Raw genomic sequence first — 18,971 nt, forward strand, 5'->3', positions numbered from 1 at the left:
TAGCTGGAATTTCCAGGAAAGCTATACAACCACAGATACATGGAGCAGGCGGTATGACAGACGCAAGTCAGATCAGTCCAGAGAAGCGTGCGGAGCACTGGAGGCGAACGTCGCGGCTGATGTGGAACCTGATGTTTTGGTGGTTCGTTTTCAGTTTCGGCGTTCACATTTTTGCCGTTCAGCTGAACGGGATCACCTTTTTGGGCTTTCCCCTGGGCTTCTACATGGCCGCGCAGGGTTCGTTGATCGCGTTCGTCGTCCTCTGTTTCTGGAACGCCAAGTCCCAGAACCGGTTGGACGAGGAATACGGCGTGGCCGAGGATTGAGGGGGGCAGCACCGTGGCTATCAGCTCTACGATTGACAGTAAGAAGGGCGGGTTTCTCGGGAACCTGGGGAAAATCTACGGCGGCTACGCGGGGGCCTTCATCGGCTTTACCCTCGTTCTGGCCGTCCTCGAACAGATGGGACTGGGTAGCAAGATCATCGGCTACGCCTTCATGTTCCTGACCATCGCGGTGTACGCCTACATCGGCTTCCTGTCGCGGACGATGGAACTGTCGGAGTACTACGTGGCAGGGCGCGCCGTTCCCGCCCTTTACAACGGCATGGCGACCGGCGCCGACTGGATGAGCGCGGCATCATTCATCTCGATGGCCGGCGGCCTTTACCTCGGCGGGTACAGCGGTCTCGGCTACGTCCTCGGGTGGACGGGCGGCTACGTTCTGGTGGCCGTTCTGCTCGCCCCCTATCTGCGCAAGTTCGGACAGTTCACCGTGCCGGACTTCCTGGGCGTGCGTTACGAAGGCAACACGGCCCGCTTCATCGGCGTCGTCGTGCTGTTCTCGGCGTCGTTCACCTACATCGTCGCCCAAACCTACGGCATCGGCATCATCACCTCGCGGTTCCTGGGCATTCCCTTCGAGATCGCCATCTTCGCCGGCCTCCTCGGCATCCTGGTGTGCTCGATGCTGGGCGGCATGCGGGCGGTGACCTGGACCCAGGTGGCCCAGTACATCATTCTCATCATTGCCTATCTGGTGCCGGTGGTCTGGCTGTCGACCAAGCTCTACGGCATTCCGATACCGGAACTGACCTATGGCCAGGCACTGACCCAGATTGCCGAGCTCGAGAAGCAACTGGGCATCGTCAAGCCGCACGCCGCCGCCTTTGTCGACGCGGCGGGGCAGTTCAGCTGGAGCGAGTTCAACAACTTCTGGTCGCTGGTCCTCTGCCTGATGGTCGGCACCGCCTCGCTGCCGCACATCCTGATGCGCTACTTCACCACGCCCAACGTGCGCGAAGCGCGCCTGTCGGTGGCCTGGAGCATCTTCTTCATCTTCCTGCTGTACTTCACGGCGCCGGCCTATGCGGCGTTCGCCAAGCTGGAAGTCTACTCCAACGTCATCGGGCAGCCCATCGCCAGCCTGCCGGCCTGGGTGCAGAACTGGTCGCAGGTCGGTGGCCTGTTGACGTTGAAGGACGCCAACGCCGACGGCATCCTCCAGCTTCAGGAATTGGTCATCAACCAGGACATCATCGTCCTCTCGATGCCCGAAATCGCCGGTCTGCCCTACGTGATCTCGGGGCTGGTGGCGGCGGGCGGCCTCGCCGCCGCGTTGTCCACCGCCGACGGTCTGCTGCTGGCCATCGCCAACGCGCTCAGCCATGACATCTATTACAAGATGCTCAATCCGAAGGCGAGCACGGCCCGCCGTCTGATCGTCGCCCGCGTGCTGCTTGTCGGCGTCGCCCTCCTGGCGGCGGCCGTGGCCGGCACCCGGCCGTCCGGCATCATCCAGATGGTGGCCTGGGCGTTCTCGCTGGCGGCGGCGGGGCTGTTCGCTCCGCTGGTGCTGGGGATCTGGTGGAAACGGACGTCCTCGACCGGCGCCATCCTCGGCATGCTGTCCGGCTTCGGCGTCTGCCTCTACTACCTCATCGCCACGCGGTACTTCGACATGCCCCTGTGGTTCGGCATCCGCAACATCTCGAGCGCGTTGTTCGGTTTGCCGGTGGCGTTCATCGTGACCTGGCTGGTCAGCCTGGTCACCCCGGCGCCGTCCCGCCAGATGCAGGAGTTCGTCGATTCGATCCGCACCCCACGCGGCGACGTCGCATGGGCTGGCAAAGTGCACGAATGATTGTGCTAAACTGGTAATCCCTGGGGGCGGAGCCTTCGCGGGCTCCGCCCCTTCCTTCGCAAGCAGGAATGGGCGTTTCATGTCGGGTCAGGACATCTGGTGGACGTACTGGTACTTCCACCTGCCGAACTACGTTTTTTCGGTTCTCTTTTACACGCTTTTCGGGCGCTTTCTCCTCGGCCTCTTCCTGCCGGCCAATTCGCCCAACTACATCTACCGCTGGTTTTGCCGACTGACCGGCTGGTTCATGCGGCCGGTCGACTTCATCACCCCGCGCGCCATACCCCGTGGGTTGCTGGCGCCGGTGGCGGCATTCTGGGTGGTGGCGTTGCGCATCGTCTTCTTCATGCTGATGTTCGCGGCCGGGCTGACGCCGCGAATGGCCGGCGCCTTCTGATCGCGGCCGCCCCATGATCAGCCGTCAATTCCTGTTCGTCCTCGTCATCGGCCTGTGCATCGTGAACGGCCTGTTCTCGCCTTACCTGCAGGTTGCGGTGCCGGTCACCACGGTGCTGCTGCCGGAATTGTTCCCGAAGACCGTCCACTGGGTTTTGATGTTCTCCTCGATCCTGGTGTCGACGGCGACGCTGCTGGGTTCCGGGGTGCCGGCCGCCCTCTGGGAAAGGCTCGCCGAGGGCGATGTCCAAAGCCGGGTTTCGATGTGGATCTGGCTGGCCGGCGCGGCGCTGCTGACCTTTCCCGCGGCGCAGGTTTTCCTGCGCCCCTAGCGGCGCTTCCCGGCCGATTTTTCCAGGGGCCGGGGCCGATCCCCGTTTGACGTGGCCGGCCGGAGCGCTAATATCCGCCCGTCTCCAAGCCGGTGGCGCCCGCTGCCGCCGGCCGCCGCCCATCCCCACGAGGACCGCTCCGCATGACCCGCCTCCAGGCCAACATGGTGCTGCTTGTCACCGCCGTCGTCTGGGGGACGACGTTCGCCGTCCAGCAACTGGCGATGGCGCACATCGGGCCGATGATCTACACCGGCGCCCGTTTCCTGCTGGGCGCGCTGATGGTCCTGCCGTTGGCCCTGGTCCAGGGCCGGCGGCTGAAACGCGCCGCGGATTGGCGGCTGGCGCCGTCCGACCGCCTCGGGCTCCTCGTCCTCGGGGTCTGCCTTTTCGTGGGCGCCCTGCTTCAGCAGATCGGCATCACCTATACCACGGTTTCGAACGCCGGCTTCCTGACGGCCCTCTACGTTCCGCTGACGCCGTTGATGGCGCTCGTCTTCCTGCGCCAGGTGCCGCATTGGGTGGTCTGGCCCGCCGCCGCTGGCTGCACGATGGGCGCCTACATCCTGGCGGGCGGCGACATCACGGCGATAGGAACAGGCGACCTGTGGGTGATCGCCGGGGCCTTCTTCTGGGCCATCCACGTGCTGCTGGTCGGCGCCCTGGCCCGGCGCACCGGCGCGCCCTTCGTCGTCGCCTGCGCCCAGTTTTTCGTCTGCGCCGCCCTCGGCCTCGTCTGGGGCGCGGCCAGCGAGCCGGCAAGCCTGACAGCCCTGATCGCCGCCGCCCCCTACATCGCCTATGGCGGGGTGATGTCGGTCGGCATCGGCTTCACCCTTCAGGTGGTCGGCCAGGCGCACACGCCGGCGCCGGACGCCGCCATCATCCTGTCGTCGGAGACGGTGTTCGCGGCGCTGACCGGCATGGCCTTCCTGGGCGAGCGGCTGGGCGCCCTCGAACTGTTCGGTTGCGCATTGATTCTGGCCGGCGTCCTGATGGTGGAACTGCTGCCGGCCCGCCTTCCTTCCCGTCGCCCCGGGCAGGCTTCCGTCGGGCATTGACATGCTCTTTTCGAAGGAGGATGGTCGGCCCCCACGGCCTCGCAGAAAAGCCGACGGAGAGAACGTGATGACAGTGAATTCCGCCCCCATTTCCAGTGTGCTCGTCATCGGTTTCGGGGTGTTGGGGCGAGGGATCGCCCGCCTGTTCGCCGGGGCCGGCATGTCCGTTTCGGCCTTCGACCCGCACGTCAAGGACGACGGCGCCCTTCCGGCCGGCATCCGCCTGGTGCGCGCGCTTCCCAAGGAGGCTCCGGATCTGGTGGTGGAGGCCATCGTCGAGGTGCTCGACGCCAAGATCGCCGTCTTCAGGGACCTCGAGGCGGCCTACGGCGCGGGGCCGATCATCGCCAGCAACACGTCGGGCCTGCCGCTCCAGGAGATGGCCGACGCGCTCAAGCATCCCGAGCGCTTCATCGGCATGCACTTCTTCACGCCGGCCGACGTCACGCCGCTGGTCGAGGTGGTGCGCGTGGCCGAGACCGGGGACGAGGTGATCGAGCGGGCGGTCGGCGCCCTGGAAGCCGCCGGGCGCGAGGCCATCGTGCTTTCGAAGCCGGTCATCGGCTATCTGTGGAATCGCCTGCAGCACGCCATGCTGCACGAGGCCTATCACCTGGTCGAGAACGGCATCGTCAAGCCCGAGGACATCGACAAGGTGGCCAAGAAGCTGCTGGGGCCGCGCTTCTGCGTGACCGGCCTGCTGGAGGGCAAGGACATCTTCAATCTGGAGCCGCACATCCTGGCCCAGAAGTCCATCGTGCCGCACCTCAACCTCGCCAAGTCGCCCTGCGCCATTCTGGAACGCAAGTTGGAGCGCAAGGAATTCGGCATCCGCACCGGCAAGGGCTTCTACGACTGGCAGGGCCGGGACGCCGCCGAGGTGGCCGCCGCCGCCGGGCGCAAGCTTAGGCGCCTGGGCGAGTTCCTGGAGAACGACCTGGAAAAGGGCGAACCCGACCTCTCGCCGATGGCCTCGCTGCCGTTGGATTGACCGGCCGGCGGCTTTCCGCCGGAATCGAATGGGATCACAGCCATGAATCATGTTTTCCACCGCTATCCCAAGCACGACCTTCCGTTCGCCGTCGGCGGCGAAGGGCCGTACCTGATCGACGCCCAGGGCAGGCGCTACATCGACGCCAGCGGCGGCGCCGCGGTGTCGTGCCTGGGCCACGGCCATCCCAAGGTGATCGCCGCCATCAAGGACCAGGTCGACCGTCTGGCCTACGCCCACACCTCGTTCTTCACCACCGAGGCGACGGAGCGGCTGGCCGACATGTTGATCGAGGCGGCGCCCAAGGGCATCGAGCGGGTCTATTACGTCTCGGGCGGCTCCGAGGCGGTGGAAACGGCGCTGAAGCTGGCCCGCCAGTATTTCCTGGAAATCGGCCAGCCGCAGCGGCGCTATTTCGTCGGCCGGCTGCAGAGCTACCACGGCAACACCCTGGGCGCCCTGGCGGTGGGCGGCAACATGTGGCGGCGCAAGCAGTTCGAACCGATCCTCATCGAAGGCCACCATATTTCGCCGTGCTATGCCTATCGCGGCCGGCGGGACGACGAGAGCGAGGCGGAATACGGTCTCAGGGTGGCCAACGAGCTGGAGGCCAAGATCCTCGAACTCGGCAAGGATGCCGTGATCGGTTTCATCGCCGAGCCGGTGGTCGGCGCCACCATGGGCAGCGTCCCGTCCGTTCCCGGCTATTTCAAGCGCATCCGCGAGATCTGCGACAAGTACGGGGTCCTGCTGATCCTCGACGAGGTGATGTGCGGCATGGGCCGCACCGGCACGCTGTTCGCCTGCGAGCAGGACGGCATCGCCCCCGACATCGTCGCCATCGCCAAGGGCCTGGGCGCCGGCTACCAGCCGATCGGCGCCACCCTGGCCTCACGGCAGGTCTTCGAGGCCATCGTCAACGGCTCGGGCTTCTTCCAGCACGGCTTCACCTACGTCGGCCACGCCACCGCCTGCGCGGCGGCGCTGGCGGTGCAGACGGCGATCCGCGAGGACAACCTGCTGGCCAACGTCAAGGCCCGCGGCGCCGAGCTCGACCAGGGCCTCAACGAGCGTTTCGGCAACCATCCGTACGTCGGCGACATCCGCGGACGCGGGCTCTTCCAGTCGATCGAGATGGTCGCCGACCGCGCGAGCAAGAAGCCCTTCGATCCGGCGCTCAAGATCAACGCCAGGATCAAGAAGGCGGCGATGGCCAACGGCCTGTGCTGCTATCCGATGGGGGGCTGCATCGACGGCCAGTACGGCGACCACGTGCTGCTGGCGCCGCCCTACATCATCGACAGCGAGGTGGTTGGGCAGATCGTCGAGCGGCTGGCCCGCGCCGTCGATTCCGCGCTCAAGGAAGCCGGCGTCGCCTGACCGTCAGCCGCCGGGCCCCAGCGCCCGGTCCAGGTTGAAGGCGGCGCTGATGAGGGCCAGGTGGGTGAAGGCCTGCGGGAAATTGCCCAGGGCCTCGCCGCGATGGCCGGTCTCCTCGGCGTAGAGCCCGACGTGGTTGGTGAAACCCAGCATGCGTTCGAACATCAGGCGGGCGTCGTCCAACCGCTCGCGCCGGAAGCGGCCGGCCCGGGTCAACGCTTCGACCAGCCAGAAGGTGCAGATGTTGAAGGTGCCCTCGTCGCCGGGCAGGCCGTCGATGCCCCCCGTGACGTTGTAGCGATAGACCAGGCTGTTTGACAGCAGCCCGCCCTTCTCGGGCGGCTCAAGGACGGCGTCCAGCGTCTTCAGCATCCGGGGGTCGGTGGGCGACAGGAAGAACACCAGGGGCATCATCAGGTTGGCGGCATCGAGCGCCGTGCTGCCGTAGTGCTGGACGAAGGCCTGGCGGTCGCGGTTCCAGCCCTTGCTCATGATGTCCTGGTAGATCTCGTCGCGCACCTTGAGCCAGCGCTCGCGCGGGGCCGGGAACGAGCGCTTGTCGGCCAGGCGCAGGCCGCGGTCCAGGGCCACCCAGCACATCAGCTTGGAATAGACGAAATCCCGTGCGCCGCCGCGCACTTCCCAGATGCCGTCGTCCTGGCGGCGCCAGTTCTCGCACACCCAGTCGATCAGGGGGCCGAGGACCTTCCAGAAATCGTAGGAGATGGGCGTTCCGTACTTGTTGAACAGATAGACCGCGTCCATCAGTTCGCCGTAGATGTCGAGCTGAAGCTGGTTATAGGCATCGTTTCCGACGCGGACGGGTTTCGAGCCGCAGTAGCCGTCGAGGTGGGCCAGCGTTTCCTCGTTCAGGGCGGCGCGCCCGTCGATCCCGTACATGATCTGCAGCGGCCCGTTTTCGGTGGCCATCTTGTTCAGGCAGTAGCGTTGCAGGAAGTTCATGAACTGCTCGGCCTCGCCGGTGAACCCGAGGCGCAGAAACGCGTAGATGGTGAAGGCCGAGTCGCGGATCCAGGTGAACCGATAATCCCAGTTGCGCTGTCCCAGGATGCCTTCCGGCAGGCTGCTGGTCGGCGCGGCGACGATGGCGCCCGTCGGCTCGTAGGTCAGCAGTTTCAGCGCCAGGGCGGACCGGTAAACCATCTCGCGCCAGCGGCCCCGGTACTGGCACTTGGAAATCCACGACCGCCAGTAGTTGACGGTGTGACGAAACAGCTCCTCGGCCTCTTCGTTGGACAGCGACATGTCGGAAACGTTGTCGGGACGCAGGTCGGAAAGCGCGAAGGCGGCGGTTTCGCCTTCGGCCAGGTCGATGTCGGCAACGACCGCGCTTCCCTCCGCTTTCAGCGCCACTTCGGTATCGAGACCGAGCGTGAGGTTCTTCGACCGGAAGACGGCGCCGTCTTCATTGAAATCGATGACGTGATCGTCGCGGGCGAAGTTGAAGGCGGGCCGGCATTCCATCCTCAGCCGGATGCGGCCGCGCACGGCCGTGACGCGGCGAATCAGCCGTTGGTGCCGGTACTTGTCGCCCAGCCCGGGGGCACCGGAGATCGGCATGAAATCCACCATTTCGGCGGCGCCTTCGGCAAACAGGAATCGCGTCACCAGGACATTGGTGTCCGGCCAATAGAACTGCTTGCAGGTGACGCCATGGTTGATGGGCGAGATGCGGAAGTAGCCGCCTTTCTCGTCGTCGAGCAGACTGCCGAATACCGCAGGCGAATCGAATCGCGGGATGCACATCCAGTCGATGGTGCCATCGATGGCGACCAGCGCGACGCTGTGCATGTTGCCGATCATCGCGTGGTTCTCTATGGGCGTGTATGCCATGGGCGGGGTCCTTTCTTCAGCGGCCGGAACGCTCAGCCGTTGTCGATGAAGCCGGGATAGAGGGTCATTCCGCCGTCGACATAGAGGGTGGCTCCGGTGACGTAGTCGGACTCGTCGGACGCCAGCCACACCGCGGCCTTGCCGATGTCGTCCGGCTCGCCGAGGCGGCCGTAGGGGGCGAGGGCAAGCAGCCGCGCCATGGCCTCGGGGGTTTCCCAGGCCGCGCGGTTGATGGCGGTCTTGATGGCGCCGGGCGAGATGGCATTGACCCGGACCCGATGGAACGCCAGTTCCTGGGCGACGCTTTTCATCATCATGTTGAGGCCGCCCTTGGACGCGGCATAGTTGACGTGGCCGGCCCACGGGATGACGTCGTGAACCGACGAGATGCAGATGATCTTGCCGGCCGCCGTCGACACCTCGGGGCGGGCGCCCTGCTTGAGGAAAAGGCGGGCCGCCTCGCGGGCGCACAGAAATTGGCCGGTAAGGTTGACGCCGATGACGGTGTCCCAGTCCGCGAGCGTCATGTCGACCAGGGCGGCGTCGCGCTGCACGCCGGCATTGCCGACCAGGATGTCGAGGCCGCCCCAGGCGTCGACGGCGGCGGCGAACAGCGATCGCACCTGGTCCTCGCGGCTGACGTCGGCCCGTACGGCCAGCGCCTTGCCGCCCGCCGCGGCGATGTCTCCGACGACTTGGCCGGCCCGCTCCTCGCCGCCGATGAAATTGACGATCACCCTGGCGCCGGCCGCGGCCAGGGCGCGGGCGACGGCGGCACCGATTCCGGAACTGGCGCCGGTGACGATGGCCCGCTGTCCGTCGAGGAGCCGTTCCGCTGAAGCCGTCATGCCAGACCCTTCCCGCTGTTGGTGTGGCGCTCCCCATGGTTGATTTAGGGTCGGAAAGGCCCCGTGCCAGGGCAAAAATGGCTAAAACGGGCCGAAAAGGCCGCCGATCGGTCTATCGGGCGGCACCGGATGCCGGCCCGTCCGGGTTGTCGACGAACGACGACCAGGCGAACCAGAAGGCCACGTGGCCGGCCATACGGGCCAGTCCGACGCCGCCGGGGCCGACAAGGGCGTCTTCCGTCACCCGCCATTCGGCGCCGTCGGCGGCCAGGCGGTCGGGCGCCGGGCCGGGCGCGAAGGTCCGGCCGTCGCGGCGATAGGCGCGCACGGTGCCGGTGATCGCGTTGCCGATCAGCACGACGTCGGTGAAGCCGACGCGGTCGTTGATTACCGGCCGGCTCCGGAATTCCTCCAGCGGCCAGGCCTTGGCGCCGCCGGCCGTGCGGATGCCGAAGACCCTGTCTTTCGGCGCGTGCGTCGCATCCGGCGCCAGGGCGGGGAACATCAGGTCGGGGCTGTTGAAATAGTGGCCGTAAGGGGCGTCGGGGGTGTAGTCGCGCACGTGGCCGGTGTCCAGCGACAGTACCCGGGTGCCCGGATGGCCGGCCAGCCAGTCGCGCCAACTGGTGATGACGACGGGCAGCATCTTGAGGGCGATACCCGAACCGGCCAGCGGCCCCGACACCGGGCGGCCGGTGAACTGGTTCCACAGGCTGTCGGTGGCGAGGTCGTACATCAGTTTGTTGGAGCGGTAGAGCAGGCCCGAGGAGCCGAACGTCAGCGGCTTGTCCCGGCCGTTGACCCGGCCATCGAACAGGATGCCGGAACCGCACAGCGTACAATAGGCCAGCGACACCGGCACGCCGCCGACGACGTCGTTCAGCATCTCGTGCCAGTCGAGGATGCGCAGCGGATAGGCCCGGGCGTCGCCGTCGATCTCGACGCCGAATACCGCCTCGCCGGGGGTCAAGTATGCCGCCTCGCCGGGGCCGACGAGCTTGGGGTTTGTCAGGGCGGGGATGCCGTCGGCCGCCGCGACGCCGCCCCAGACCACCTCCTCCAGGCGGATCTCGGCCGTCGGCGTCAACGGCAGGAAGCGGGAGAAGTCGGGATCGATGGTCAGAAGAAGGTCGAGTTTGAGGCGCCGGAAACTGGGGTGGGGAACGATTTCGGGATGCATTTCCTGCCACAGCATCCAGTCGAACCAGCTTCGCGCGCCCGTCTCGCCGGTGATCGCCGCCAGGGCGTCAGCGATGGGCTGGGCCGCCGGGCGGTTGTAGCGGAGGGCCAGGATAAGGGCGGCGGCAACGCCGGCGTCGTCCTGCCGGCGCAGGTCGGCCAGGGCGGGCATCAGGGTATCGGCAGGAAGGCCGAGCAGGTGGCCCAGCACCACCGTCCGGCTCTGCTCATAGATGGCGTCATCGGAGGCCGCACGGGCCGGGCCCGTCGTCGCCATCGCCAGCAGCGTCATCACGGCTCCGATCCTCCACCGTCGCCCGATCATGGCTTTCGTCCTCTCGGTCGCTGGAGGACAGGTGGGCATCGTCGAGGGGTTGGGAAGGACGCCTCGCGGCCTTGTGAGCAGGCGTGAAGATCAGGCGTCAGCCCCAGGGGCCGGTCCGCCGGCCGAGCCGCTCCCAGGGACCGCGCCGTCTCCGGACCACAGGCTCGACGTTCACCCCCAGGCCGCCGGCCATCTCGCGCAGCCGCCGGACGCGATTGGCGGTGCTGGGATGGGTGGAAAACAGGCTGTCGCCATGGCCGCCCGACAGCGGGTTGACGATGAACATGTGGGCCGTCGCCGGATTGCGCTCGGCGGTGTGGTTGGGGCTGCCCCGGACAGTCTCCTCCAGGTGCTGGAGGGCCGAGGCCAGCCACAACGGCTGGCCGCTGATCTCGGCGCCGGCGCGGTCGGCCTCGTACTCGCGGGAGCGCGAGATGGCCATCTGCACCAGCATGGCGGCCAGCGGCGCGACGATGACCACCAGCAGCACGCCGACGATGCCCAGCGGATTGTTGCGGCTGTCGCGGCTGCCGCCGAAGAAGAAGGCGAACTGCGCCAGCATGCCGATGGCGCCGGCCAGCGTGGCGGTGACCGTCATGATCAGGGTGTCGCGGTTGCGCACGTGGGCCAGTTCGTGGGCCATGACGCCGGCCACTTCCTCGCGGCTCATGCGGGCCAGCAGGCCGGTGGTCGCCGCCACCGCCGCGTTGGCCGGATTGCGGCCGGTGGCGAAGGCGTTCGGCTGGTCGTTGTCGATGACATAGACCTTGGGCATCGGCAATCCGGCGCGGCGCGACAGGTCGGCCACCGTATCGTAAAACGCCGGCGCCTCGTTGCGGCTGACCTGGCGGGCGCCGTACATGCGGAGCACCATCTTGTCGGAATTCCAGTAGGCGAAGGCGTTCATGCCCAACGCCAGCAGGAAGGCGAACGCCATGCCGGTCTCGCCGCCGATCAGATAGCCGGCGCCCACGAACAGGCCGGTCATCCCGGCCAGCAGGATGGCGGTCTTCGCGTAGTTCATCGTCGCCTCATACCCGTGTGGTCTGTCCGCTATAGAGATATCCCGACGGGCCGGCCGCGCAATCCCCCCGGGCCGCGACGCCGGTCGCGGCCGGTCGATGCAGGAAAGGAAGACGGGGGCCGTCGCCTCAGTTGAGGGTTGCCGTGCGGCGGAGATAGCTCTTGAGAGCGGTCAACTGCTGGCCGTCGAGGCGCACCGCGAAGACGGCCGGCGGATCGAGCGGGTTGACGTGTTTGCCGTCGACCAGCATCTCGTAATAGAGATGGTGCCCGGTGGCCACGCCGGTGCGTCCGACATAGCCGATGACCTGGCCCTGCTTGACCTTCTTGCCGGCGTACAGGCCGCGGGCGAAGCCCGACAGGTGGGAGTAGGTGGTTTCGACGTTGGCCCGGTGACGGACGCGGATGATCTTGCCGTAGTTTCCCCGCCAGCCGACATCGACGACGACGCCCTCGGCGCTTGCCGCGACGGGCGTTCCCTTGGGCGCCCGGAAGTCGACGCCGTTGTGGAATCGCCGGTCCTTGAACACCGGATGAACGCGCCATCCGAAAGGCGAGGTCACTTCCGCCCGCTTCAACGGCAGCACGAAGTCGATGACCGCCTCGCCGGGGGCCGGCTGAACGAAGGCGGTGGCCGTGTCGTCGTCGAGCCGGTAGCGATAGATCCGATGCACCTTCTGGCCGTCGTCGACTTCGATGTAGCGGAGTTCGTCGACCTCGCCGGAAGTGTCGGCCGACTGGGCCTGGTAAACCACCCGGAAACGCGCCGATGACGAGGGCGGGGCGGGCATATCGGGATCGTTCGTCAAGGCGAGCAGCGTCTCGTCGACGAGCGGAAGCGGCAGGTTGGCGGCGAGCAGCGAACTGTGGAGGCTCGCCCCGACCATGCCCGAAACCTGGCGGATGGACGTCTGACCCGTCGTCGAGGTGCCGGCTCGGCGTTCGGGCGCCGGCCCGGGGACATAGACGGTGAGATCCTCGGCGGCACCCGTTTCGATATGCAAGGAGCTGATGACGGCCTGCCGGCCCTGGGTTTGCAGGACCACCCGGACGGCGGCCCCCGGTTGCAGGTCCATGGGGTCGAACAGATCGCCGAGCGCGGTCAGGGCCGCCGCCTTGCTGGCCGCGCCGACACCGGCCTGCTCGAGCATGGAGGCAAGGCTGTCGCCCTCGCCGACGGTCAGGTTTACCGCACGTACGTCGTCGGTGGCCGACGGCGCATGGGCCAACAGCTGCTTTGCGGAGGGTTGCGACAGGGGGGCGGTGGACGGAAGCGGAGGGGAAAAATCGGGTTCACCGGCCTGGACGGCACCGATCGCCGCGATCGACGCGAGCCCCACGAGGAGGAGGCCTTTCACGCTTCGCCAGCGCGGGGCGTCGATGCCTGTGAATTTCACGCGGTTCCCCCGCCTCGCTTCTTGATGCACCTGATGCTTGATACCCGATGCCGGCGGCCGGCACAACCGTCAATCCTGCCGTTGCGAATCGCTCGCGGCCGGACCCAAAACGCGCCAGACGGGTAAAAGGTTCCCGAAGAAAAGGGCGGCGGCTAGGACCCCACCTTAAGGGTCGCAACCAGGCCGCGCAGGGCGGCGATGACGCTCAGGGGCGTGATGCGCCCGGTACGCGGGTTTTCGGCGGACGGCACGTTCTCGATGGTCATGGTGAAGCGTGCGCTGTCGGCGTCGACCTCGATGGTGTGGGTGTTGCGGCTGACCCCGGGATCGGCCCAGATTTCAAGGCGGGTGCGGTCCGCGCCGATGCCGGCCAGGCCCAGGGCGGCGGCGACGTTGACGTTGGCGGGAAATCCCTTCGCCCCCTCGCGGGCCGTGCCCGCGAACACCCGCAGCGGCGCCGTCAGTCCGTCGAGCGAGATGCCGTGCTCCGCCAGGTAGGGGGCGCCGGCGAGCCCGGCCGGCGGCTTGCGGGTGACCATGGTGATCGCGTGGATGGTGCCTTCCGCCGCCGCCCGCACGGCGTCGAGGCCCAGCAGCGCCCCGGTCGGCACGACGATGCGGGCGCCGCTTTCCGTTGCCGCCTCGATGAGGTCGGGGCGCGACAGCAGGGCGCCGACGCTGGCCGGCACCAGGATGCAACCGGCCCGGATGGCCGCCTCGGCGATCTCGGCGAAGACGGCCGCCGGCGCGCATTCGACGATCACATCGGCGCGCTCCGCCAGATCGGCCGGCGCCACCACCGGAACGGTGCGGCGGAAACCGGTCATGCGGATGGCGGCCCGGGCGGCGTCCCGTGCCGATACGGCGGCCAGCGACAGCCCCGGGATGCCCTCGTCAAGCCGCCGGGCCACCGCCAGGCCGATGGCGCCAAGCCCGCCGATGGCGACGGTCAGGGGAGGGCGGGGTGTTCGCGCCATGAGGCTTCTCCGTGGGGTCTCGGTTGGGAAGGGGCGCTCATCCTAGCGCAAAACTCTCCCCGCGCCATACCCGGGGTCCGGTGGCGGTTCCCGCGCGCAAAGGGTGGTTCCCCCACTGGTCAAGGCGATTGCTTTGGGATAGGGTCCCGGCCGTGTCACGCTATGCCACCCTTGCTGCGCCGTTCCTGCGCCTGCTCGATGCCGAAACCGGGCATCGGCTGGCCATCCGCGCGCTGAGTTGCGGGCTGGTGCCGGCGGCGCCGGCCTTCGACGATGCCGTGTTGCGCCAATCGCTGTGGGGCCTCGACTTCGCCAACCCGCTGGGCTCGGCGGCCGGCTTCGACAAGAACGCCGAGGCGGTGGCGGCGACCCTGGCGTTGGGCTTCGGCTTCGCCGAGGTGGGCACGGTGACGCCGCGCCCGCAGCCCGGTAACCCCAAGCCCCGCCTGTTCCGCCTGGTCGAGGACGAGGCGGTGATCAACCGCATGGGCTTCAACAACCAGGGGCTGGAGGCGGTGCTGGGCCGCCTCAAGGCCGGCCGGCCGGCCGGCATCGTGGCGGTCAACCTGGGCCGCAACAAGGACAGCACCGACGCTGTCGCCGATTATGTCGAGGGGGTGCGCCGGGCCGCGCCGCTGGCCTCCTTCCTGGTCATCAACGTGTCCTCGCCCAACACCCCCGGCCTGCGCAGCCTGCAACGCCGCCAGGATCTTGCCGATCTGCTGGGTGCCGCGCGGGCGGCGCGCGACGAGGGGGTGGGCCGCCGGCCGCCGCTCCTGGTCAAGATCGCGCCCGACCTGACCGAGGACGAACTGGCCGACATCGCCGCCGTCGCGCTCGATACGGGTATCGACGGCATCGTCGCCACCAACACGACCATCGGCCGCCCGGCCTCGCTCAAAGGCTCCTACGCCGGCGAGACGGGCGGGCTCAGCGGCCGGCCGCTGTTTTCGCTTTCCACGCAGGTCCTGGGGACCGTCTATCGGCTGACCGGCGGCCGGCTGCCCCTCATCGGCGTCGGCGGCGTCGCCACCGGGGCCGACGCCTACGCCAAGATCCGTGCCGGCGCCTCGCTGGTGCAGTTCTATACCGCGATGGTCTATGGCGGCCCCGGCATCGTCGATACCATCCGCCGCGACCTGGCCGCCCTCATCCGGCGGGACGGCTTCGGCGGCGTCGCCGAGGCCATCGGCGCCGACCACCGCTGACGCCTTCCCTCAGTCGTCCTCGCCGCTGCCGGCCTTGCCGCCGGATGCCGCCGAACCGCCGCCCGTCCAGCGGCGGCTGCCGAACAGCTTGAGCGCCAGCGGGGCCAGCACCAGAAGGAAACCTAGCCGCACCAGGTGATGGGTGGCGACAAAGGCCGGGTCGATGTGCAATGCCACCGTGATGACGTTCATTTCGGCGACCCCGCCGGGCGCGAAGGCCAGGATCAACGCCTCGAAGGACAGCCCGGTGAGGCCGTGCAGGACTGCGGCCATCAAGACGGCCACGGCGATCATCAAAAGCGCCATGATCGTCGCCGTGCGCATCACCGAGGCGATCTCGCGCAGCCGCGTGCCGAGAAAGCGGCAGCCGACATTGGCCCCGATGACCACCTGGGCCAGGGCCACCATTTCGCCGGACGGCCGGGCGTCCGACAGGCCGACGGCATGCATCAGCGCGCTGACGGCCATCGGCCCGATCAGGGCCGGCAGCGGCAGGCGGGCCAACCGGGCCAGGAAATAGCCGACCACGGCCGAGGCGGCGAGCATGACGGCGCCGCCCGCCGACAGGTCGGTGATCCGTCCGAAGGCGGCGGTGCCGGCGGGGACGTAGTCGTGAAAGAAGCGGAACCAGAAGGGGATGGTTACCACCGTGATGACGATGCGCACGCTGTGCATCAGCGAGATGACCCGCTCGTCGCCGCCCATGGAACCGCCCAGCAGCACCATCTCGGTGAAGCCGCCCGGGGCCGCCGAGCAGAAGGCGGTGGCGGGGTCGTAGCGGCCGAACCGGCGCAGCAGCCAGCCGAGGCCGATGATCATCACCGTGCTGTAGACCAGAATCGCCGTGATGCTGGGCAACCATTGGCTCGCCTGGGCCAGGATCTCCGGCGTGAAGGCGCTGCCGACCATCAGGCCGATCACCGCGATCAGGACGTCGCGCAGCCGGCCGGGCGCGCGCAGCGGGGCCCCGGCCAGGGCCGCCGTGATGGTGACGCACATGGCCCCCATCATCCACGGCAGCGGCATTTCCAGCAGAAGGAACGCGTAGCCGCCGGCTCCTCCCAGCGCCAGGGTAAGGGCGATCGCCAGGGCCCGGCGCGGCCATCCCTGGGCTGGCGGTTTGGCGGCGGGAGTGGGGGCGCCGCTCACGGGACGAATTGTTCCTTGATGATGCGTTCCTCGAGGTTGTGTTCGGGATCGAACAGCAGGGTGGGTGAAACGGTTCCGTTGACCGCGACGCTGACCCGGGCGACGTCGCGCACCTCGTTGAAGTCGGCGCCGGCCCGCACCCGCCGCCGGTCGGCGTCGAGCACGTCGAAGGTGACGCGGGCATTCTGCGGCAGCAGGGCGCCGCGCCAATGGCGCGGCCTGAAGGCGCTGATCGGGGTCAAGGCCAGCAGTTCGGCGCCGAGCGGCAGGATGGGGCCATGCACGGCGTTGTTGTAGGCGGTGCTGCCGGCCGGCGTCGCCACCAGGACGCCGTCGCAGATCATTTCCTCCATCCGCATCACGCCGTCCACGTGGATCGAGATCTTGGCGGCGAAGCCGGTATCGCGCAGCAGCGACACCTCGTTGATGGCCAGGGCCTCATGATGCCGGCCGTGGATGTCCTCGACCGTCATGTGAAGCGGCCGCAGGTTGATCGGCTCCGCCCGGGCGAGGCGTTCCATCAGGCCGTCGTCGGTGTAGCCGTTCATGAGGAACCCGACCGAGCCGCGGTTCATGCCGAAGATGGGCGTGCCCTTTTCCATGAAGGCATGGAGCGTCTGCAGCATGAAGCCGTCGCCGCCCAGCGCCACGATGACACTGGCCTCTTCGGGCGGAACGTGGGCATAACGGGCTTTGAGCCGGGCCTCGGCGGCCTGGGCTTCATCGTGCATTGCCGCCGTGATCGCGATGGTGTTGAATTTCATGACCGATGCCCGGTTTCCTCTTGCTTGGCGGCGTCGGCGGCCAGTATAGCCGAGGAATTGGAGGAAACCATGGGCGGAAAGCGGATTTTCGCGGGATGAGAGCGGCTGCCGTCACCACCGAATCGCAGGCCCTGCCGCCGGCGTTCCTGGCTGTCGATTTCGAGACGGCGACCCACGCGCCGGAAAGCGCCTGCGCCATCGGCCTGGCCTACGTCGAAAACGGCCGGGTCGTGCACGCCGAAAGCCACCTGATCCGCCCCGCCTCGCAGGAGTTTCGCTTCACCTGGGTGCACGGCATCACCTGGGCGGACGTCGCCGACGCCCCCGACTTCGCGGCGCTGTGGCCCGATCTGCGCCCGTGGTTCGACCGGGTCGACTTTGTGGCCGCCCACAACGCCCGCTTCGACCGCTGGGTGCTCGACGTCTGCTGCATGGCCTATGGCTTCGCGACGCCGCGGCTGCCCTGGGTGTGCACGGTCGAATTGGCGCGATCGCTATGGCGTCTCAAGCCGGCCAAGCTGCCCGACGTCTGCCGCCATCTGGCCATCCCGCTGGACCACCACCAGGCGGGATCGGACGCGCGGGCCTGCGCCGAGATCGTCATCGCCGCCGAACAGGACGGCTGGACCTTCTAAAGCCCGGCGGCGGCGCTGCCATAATAGAAAGACCGGCGGGGGTGGGCCCCGCCGGCTTCGATACGGCCATGCTCCAAACTCTGCAACGAGGGAGGCATGGTCACCCTCCGTACAGAAATGAAACGGCCTCCGTTTCATCCTACGGACCCAGTATGCCCGCCGAGGTCCGGCCGATCAGTGACCGGCGTCACACGCACAGAAATCAGCCGCCGGTGACGCTCATGTGGCGCTCGACGGCCGGGCGCTTGGTGGCGGGATCGATGATGAAGTCGTGGCCTTTGGGCTTGCGGGCGATGGCGGCGTCGATGGCGGTAAGCAGGGCCTCGTCGCCCTCGCTGGCGCGCAGGGGGGTGCGCAGGTCGGCGGCGTCGTCCTGGCCCAGGCACATGTAAAGGGTGCCGGTGCAGGTCAGGCGCACGCGGTTGCACCCTTCGCAGAAATTGTGGGTCATCGGCGTGATGAAGCCCAGCCGCCGGCCGGTTTCGGCGATGGCGACGTAGCGGGCCGGGCCGCCGGTGGTCATCGGCAGGTCGGTCAGCGTCCAGCGCCGTTCCAGCCGGGCGCGCAGCTCGGACAGCGGCAGATAATGGTCGGTGCGGTCGCCCTCGATCTCGCCCAGCGGCATGGTTTCGATGAGGGTCAGATCGAGGCCGCGCTCCCCGCACCAGATGATGAGGTCGTCGATCTCGCCCTCGTTGACGCCCTTGAGCGCCACCGCGTTGATCTTGACGGCAAGCCCGGCGGCCTTGGCGGCGGCGACGCCCTCCAGCACCTCTTGCAAGCGGCCGCCGCGGGTCAGCGCGGCGAAGCGCCCGGCGTTGAGCGTGTCCAAGGACACGTTGACCCGCTCGACGCCGCAGGCCGCCAAATCGCCCGCGTATTTGGCAAGCTGGGTGCCGTTGGTGGTCAGCGTCAGTTCGTCGAGCGTCCCTTTTTCCAAGTGGCGGCCGAGGGATCGGAACAGCGTCATGACGCCGCGCCGCACCAGCGGCTCGCCGCCGGTGATGCGCAGCTTGCGCACGCCGCGCGCCACGAAGGCCGAACACACGCGGTCCAACTCTTCCAGCGATAGCAATTCCTGTCGGGGCAGGAACTCCATGTGCTCGGCCATGCAATAGCTGCAGCGCAGGTTGCACCGGTCGGTGACGGAAACCCGCAGATAAGTGATCTTGCGCCCGAAGGGGTCGATCATGGGTATTCCCAACTTTGCGGCCCCGCTGCCTTGGCGGAAGCTGCCTTGCTGAAAGATAGTCAGCCGCGGGCGCCGCGTCTCCCTCAATTTTCCTGGGGTTTTGTCCGGGAACGCACGC

At 67.8% G+C, this 18,971-nt stretch carries 18 protein-coding genes; 9 read left to right on the plus strand and 9 right to left on the minus strand.

Annotated elements, in window-relative coordinates; translation table 11 throughout:
* Positions 1 to 53 precede the first annotated feature (53 nt).
* From ODR01_RS09985 to ODR01_RS10015, 7 genes are all read left to right on the plus strand, one after another.
* The gene (locus ODR01_RS09985; protein WP_316977499.1) at positions 54 to 326 is read left to right on the plus strand and encodes a DUF4212 domain-containing protein; all 273 of its coding nucleotides are present in this window, start codon (positions 54 to 56) and stop codon (positions 324 to 326) included.
* A gap of 13 nt (positions 327 to 339) precedes the next feature.
* The gene (locus ODR01_RS09990; protein ID WP_316977500.1) at positions 340 to 2,142 is read left to right on the plus strand and encodes a sodium:solute symporter family protein; all 1,803 of its coding nucleotides are present in this window, start codon (positions 340 to 342) and stop codon (positions 2,140 to 2,142) included.
* Positions 2,143 to 2,221: 79 nt separating this feature from the next.
* Positions 2,222 to 2,539: a YggT family protein gene (locus tag ODR01_RS09995; RefSeq protein WP_316977501.1), complete on the plus strand. Its 318-nt coding sequence runs from the start codon at positions 2,222 to 2,224 to the stop codon at positions 2,537 to 2,539.
* Positions 2,540 to 2,552: 13 nt separating this feature from the next.
* A complete protein-coding gene (locus ODR01_RS10000) occupies positions 2,553 to 2,870 on the plus strand; it encodes a hypothetical protein (RefSeq protein WP_316977502.1) in 318 nt (105 codons plus the stop codon).
* A 143-nt stretch (positions 2,871 to 3,013) separates the two neighbouring features.
* Positions 3,014 to 3,931: a DMT family transporter gene (locus ODR01_RS10005; RefSeq protein WP_316977503.1), complete on the plus strand. Its 918-nt coding sequence runs from the start codon at positions 3,014 to 3,016 to the stop codon at positions 3,929 to 3,931.
* 67 nt (positions 3,932 to 3,998) lie between these two features.
* The gene (locus ODR01_RS10010) at positions 3,999 to 4,922 is read left to right on the plus strand and encodes a 3-hydroxyacyl-CoA dehydrogenase family protein (RefSeq protein WP_316977504.1); all 924 of its coding nucleotides are present in this window, start codon (positions 3,999 to 4,001) and stop codon (positions 4,920 to 4,922) included.
* Between the two features lie 42 nt (positions 4,923 to 4,964).
* The gene (locus ODR01_RS10015; RefSeq protein WP_316977505.1) at positions 4,965 to 6,302 is read left to right on the plus strand and encodes an aspartate aminotransferase family protein; all 1,338 of its coding nucleotides are present in this window, start codon (positions 4,965 to 4,967) and stop codon (positions 6,300 to 6,302) included.
* Between the two features lie 3 nt (positions 6,303 to 6,305).
* On the opposite strand, the gene ODR01_RS10020 is transcribed toward ODR01_RS10015, so the two are convergent.
* The 6 genes from ODR01_RS10020 to ODR01_RS10045 all read right to left on the minus strand — a co-directional run bounded on the left by ODR01_RS10020 (position 6,306) and on the right by ODR01_RS10045 (position 13,905).
* Positions 6,306 to 8,156: a glycoside hydrolase family 15 protein gene (locus ODR01_RS10020; protein WP_316977506.1), complete on the minus strand. Its 1,851-nt coding sequence runs from the start codon at positions 8,154 to 8,156 to the stop codon at positions 6,306 to 6,308.
* A gap of 32 nt (positions 8,157 to 8,188) precedes the next feature.
* Positions 8,189 to 9,004 (minus strand): glucose 1-dehydrogenase, encoded by an 816-nt coding sequence (locus ODR01_RS10025; protein ID WP_316977507.1) that lies wholly within the window; start codon positions 9,002 to 9,004, stop codon positions 8,189 to 8,191.
* Between the two features lie 112 nt (positions 9,005 to 9,116).
* Positions 9,117 to 10,475, minus strand: a complete 1,359-nt coding sequence (locus ODR01_RS10030) for a DUF3179 domain-containing protein (RefSeq protein WP_316977777.1) — start codon at positions 10,473 to 10,475, stop codon at positions 9,117 to 9,119.
* A 130-nt stretch (positions 10,476 to 10,605) separates the two neighbouring features.
* Positions 10,606 to 11,532, minus strand: coding sequence for a zinc metalloprotease HtpX (gene htpX / locus ODR01_RS10035; RefSeq protein WP_316977508.1), 927 nt, complete (start codon positions 11,530 to 11,532; stop codon positions 10,606 to 10,608).
* Positions 11,533 to 11,659: 127 nt separating this feature from the next.
* Positions 11,660 to 12,928, minus strand: a complete 1,269-nt coding sequence (locus ODR01_RS10040) for a M23 family metallopeptidase (protein ID WP_316977509.1) — start codon at positions 12,926 to 12,928, stop codon at positions 11,660 to 11,662.
* Between the two features lie 152 nt (positions 12,929 to 13,080).
* Entirely contained in the window at positions 13,081 to 13,905 is an 825-nt protein-coding gene (locus ODR01_RS10045) for an aspartate dehydrogenase (RefSeq protein ID WP_316977510.1), read from the minus strand.
* A 152-nt stretch (positions 13,906 to 14,057) separates the two neighbouring features.
* Between ODR01_RS10045 and ODR01_RS10050 the strand changes: the two genes are divergently transcribed.
* The gene (locus ODR01_RS10050) at positions 14,058 to 15,113 is read left to right on the plus strand and encodes a quinone-dependent dihydroorotate dehydrogenase (protein ID WP_316977511.1); all 1,056 of its coding nucleotides are present in this window, start codon (positions 14,058 to 14,060) and stop codon (positions 15,111 to 15,113) included.
* A 9-nt stretch (positions 15,114 to 15,122) separates the two neighbouring features.
* Here ODR01_RS10050 and ODR01_RS10055 read toward each other — a convergent pair whose 3' ends face one another.
* Positions 15,123 to 16,262, minus strand: coding sequence for an AbrB family transcriptional regulator (locus tag ODR01_RS10055; protein WP_316977512.1), 1,140 nt, complete (start codon positions 16,260 to 16,262; stop codon positions 15,123 to 15,125).
* Positions 16,259 to 17,026: an NAD kinase gene (locus tag ODR01_RS10060; protein WP_394356819.1), complete on the minus strand. Its 768-nt coding sequence runs from the start codon at positions 17,024 to 17,026 to the stop codon at positions 16,259 to 16,261. Before ODR01_RS10060 ends, ODR01_RS10055 begins: the two co-directional genes overlap by 4 nt.
* A 95-nt stretch (positions 17,027 to 17,121) precedes the next feature.
* Between ODR01_RS10060 and ODR01_RS10065 the strand changes: the two genes are divergently transcribed.
* On the plus strand, positions 17,122 to 17,661 hold the full coding sequence (locus tag ODR01_RS10065; protein WP_316977513.1) for a 3'-5' exonuclease: 540 nt from the start codon (positions 17,122 to 17,124) through the stop codon (positions 17,659 to 17,661).
* Positions 17,662 to 17,863: 202 nt separating this feature from the next.
* On the opposite strand, the gene moaA is transcribed toward ODR01_RS10065, so the two are convergent.
* Positions 17,864 to 18,853, minus strand: a complete 990-nt coding sequence (moaA, locus tag ODR01_RS10070) for a GTP 3',8-cyclase MoaA (protein WP_316977514.1) — start codon at positions 18,851 to 18,853, stop codon at positions 17,864 to 17,866.
* Positions 18,854 to 18,971: the final 118 nt, after the last annotated feature.

The organism is Shumkonia mesophila, from assembly GCF_026163695.1.
GTDB lineage: Bacteria > Pseudomonadota > Alphaproteobacteria > Rhodospirillales > Shumkoniaceae > Shumkonia > Shumkonia mesophila.

Coding starts and splice junctions, on each gene's coding strand:
- ODR01_RS10000 (WP_316977502.1), top strand. CDS start 2,553: ATGATCAGCCGTCAATTCCTGTTCGTCCTCGTCATCGGCCTGTGCATC.
- ODR01_RS10020 (WP_316977506.1), bottom strand. CDS start 8,156: ATGGCATACACGCCCATAGAGAACCACGCGATGATCGGCAACATGCAC.
- ODR01_RS10005 (WP_316977503.1), top strand. CDS start 3,014: ATGACCCGCCTCCAGGCCAACATGGTGCTGCTTGTCACCGCCGTCGTC.
- ODR01_RS10010 (WP_316977504.1), top strand. CDS start 3,999: ATGACAGTGAATTCCGCCCCCATTTCCAGTGTGCTCGTCATCGGTTTC.
- ODR01_RS10045 (WP_316977510.1), bottom strand. CDS start 13,905: ATGGCGCGAACACCCCGCCCTCCCCTGACCGTCGCCATCGGCGGGCTT.
- ODR01_RS10060 (WP_394356819.1), bottom strand. CDS start 17,026: ATGAAATTCAACACCATCGCGATCACGGCGGCAATGCACGATGAAGCC.
- ODR01_RS09985 (WP_316977499.1), top strand. CDS start 54: ATGACAGACGCAAGTCAGATCAGTCCAGAGAAGCGTGCGGAGCACTGG.
- htpX (WP_316977508.1), bottom strand. CDS start 11,532: ATGAACTACGCGAAGACCGCCATCCTGCTGGCCGGGATGACCGGCCTG.
- ODR01_RS10030 (WP_316977777.1), bottom strand. CDS start 10,475: ATGACGCTGCTGGCGATGGCGACGACGGGCCCGGCCCGTGCGGCCTCC.
- ODR01_RS10025 (WP_316977507.1), bottom strand. CDS start 9,004: ATGACGGCTTCAGCGGAACGGCTCCTCGACGGACAGCGGGCCATCGTC.
- ODR01_RS10065 (WP_316977513.1), top strand. CDS start 17,122: ATGAGAGCGGCTGCCGTCACCACCGAATCGCAGGCCCTGCCGCCGGCG.
- moaA (WP_316977514.1), bottom strand. CDS start 18,853: ATGATCGACCCCTTCGGGCGCAAGATCACTTATCTGCGGGTTTCCGTC.
- ODR01_RS09995 (WP_316977501.1), top strand. CDS start 2,222: ATGTCGGGTCAGGACATCTGGTGGACGTACTGGTACTTCCACCTGCCG.
- ODR01_RS10015 (WP_316977505.1), top strand. CDS start 4,965: ATGAATCATGTTTTCCACCGCTATCCCAAGCACGACCTTCCGTTCGCC.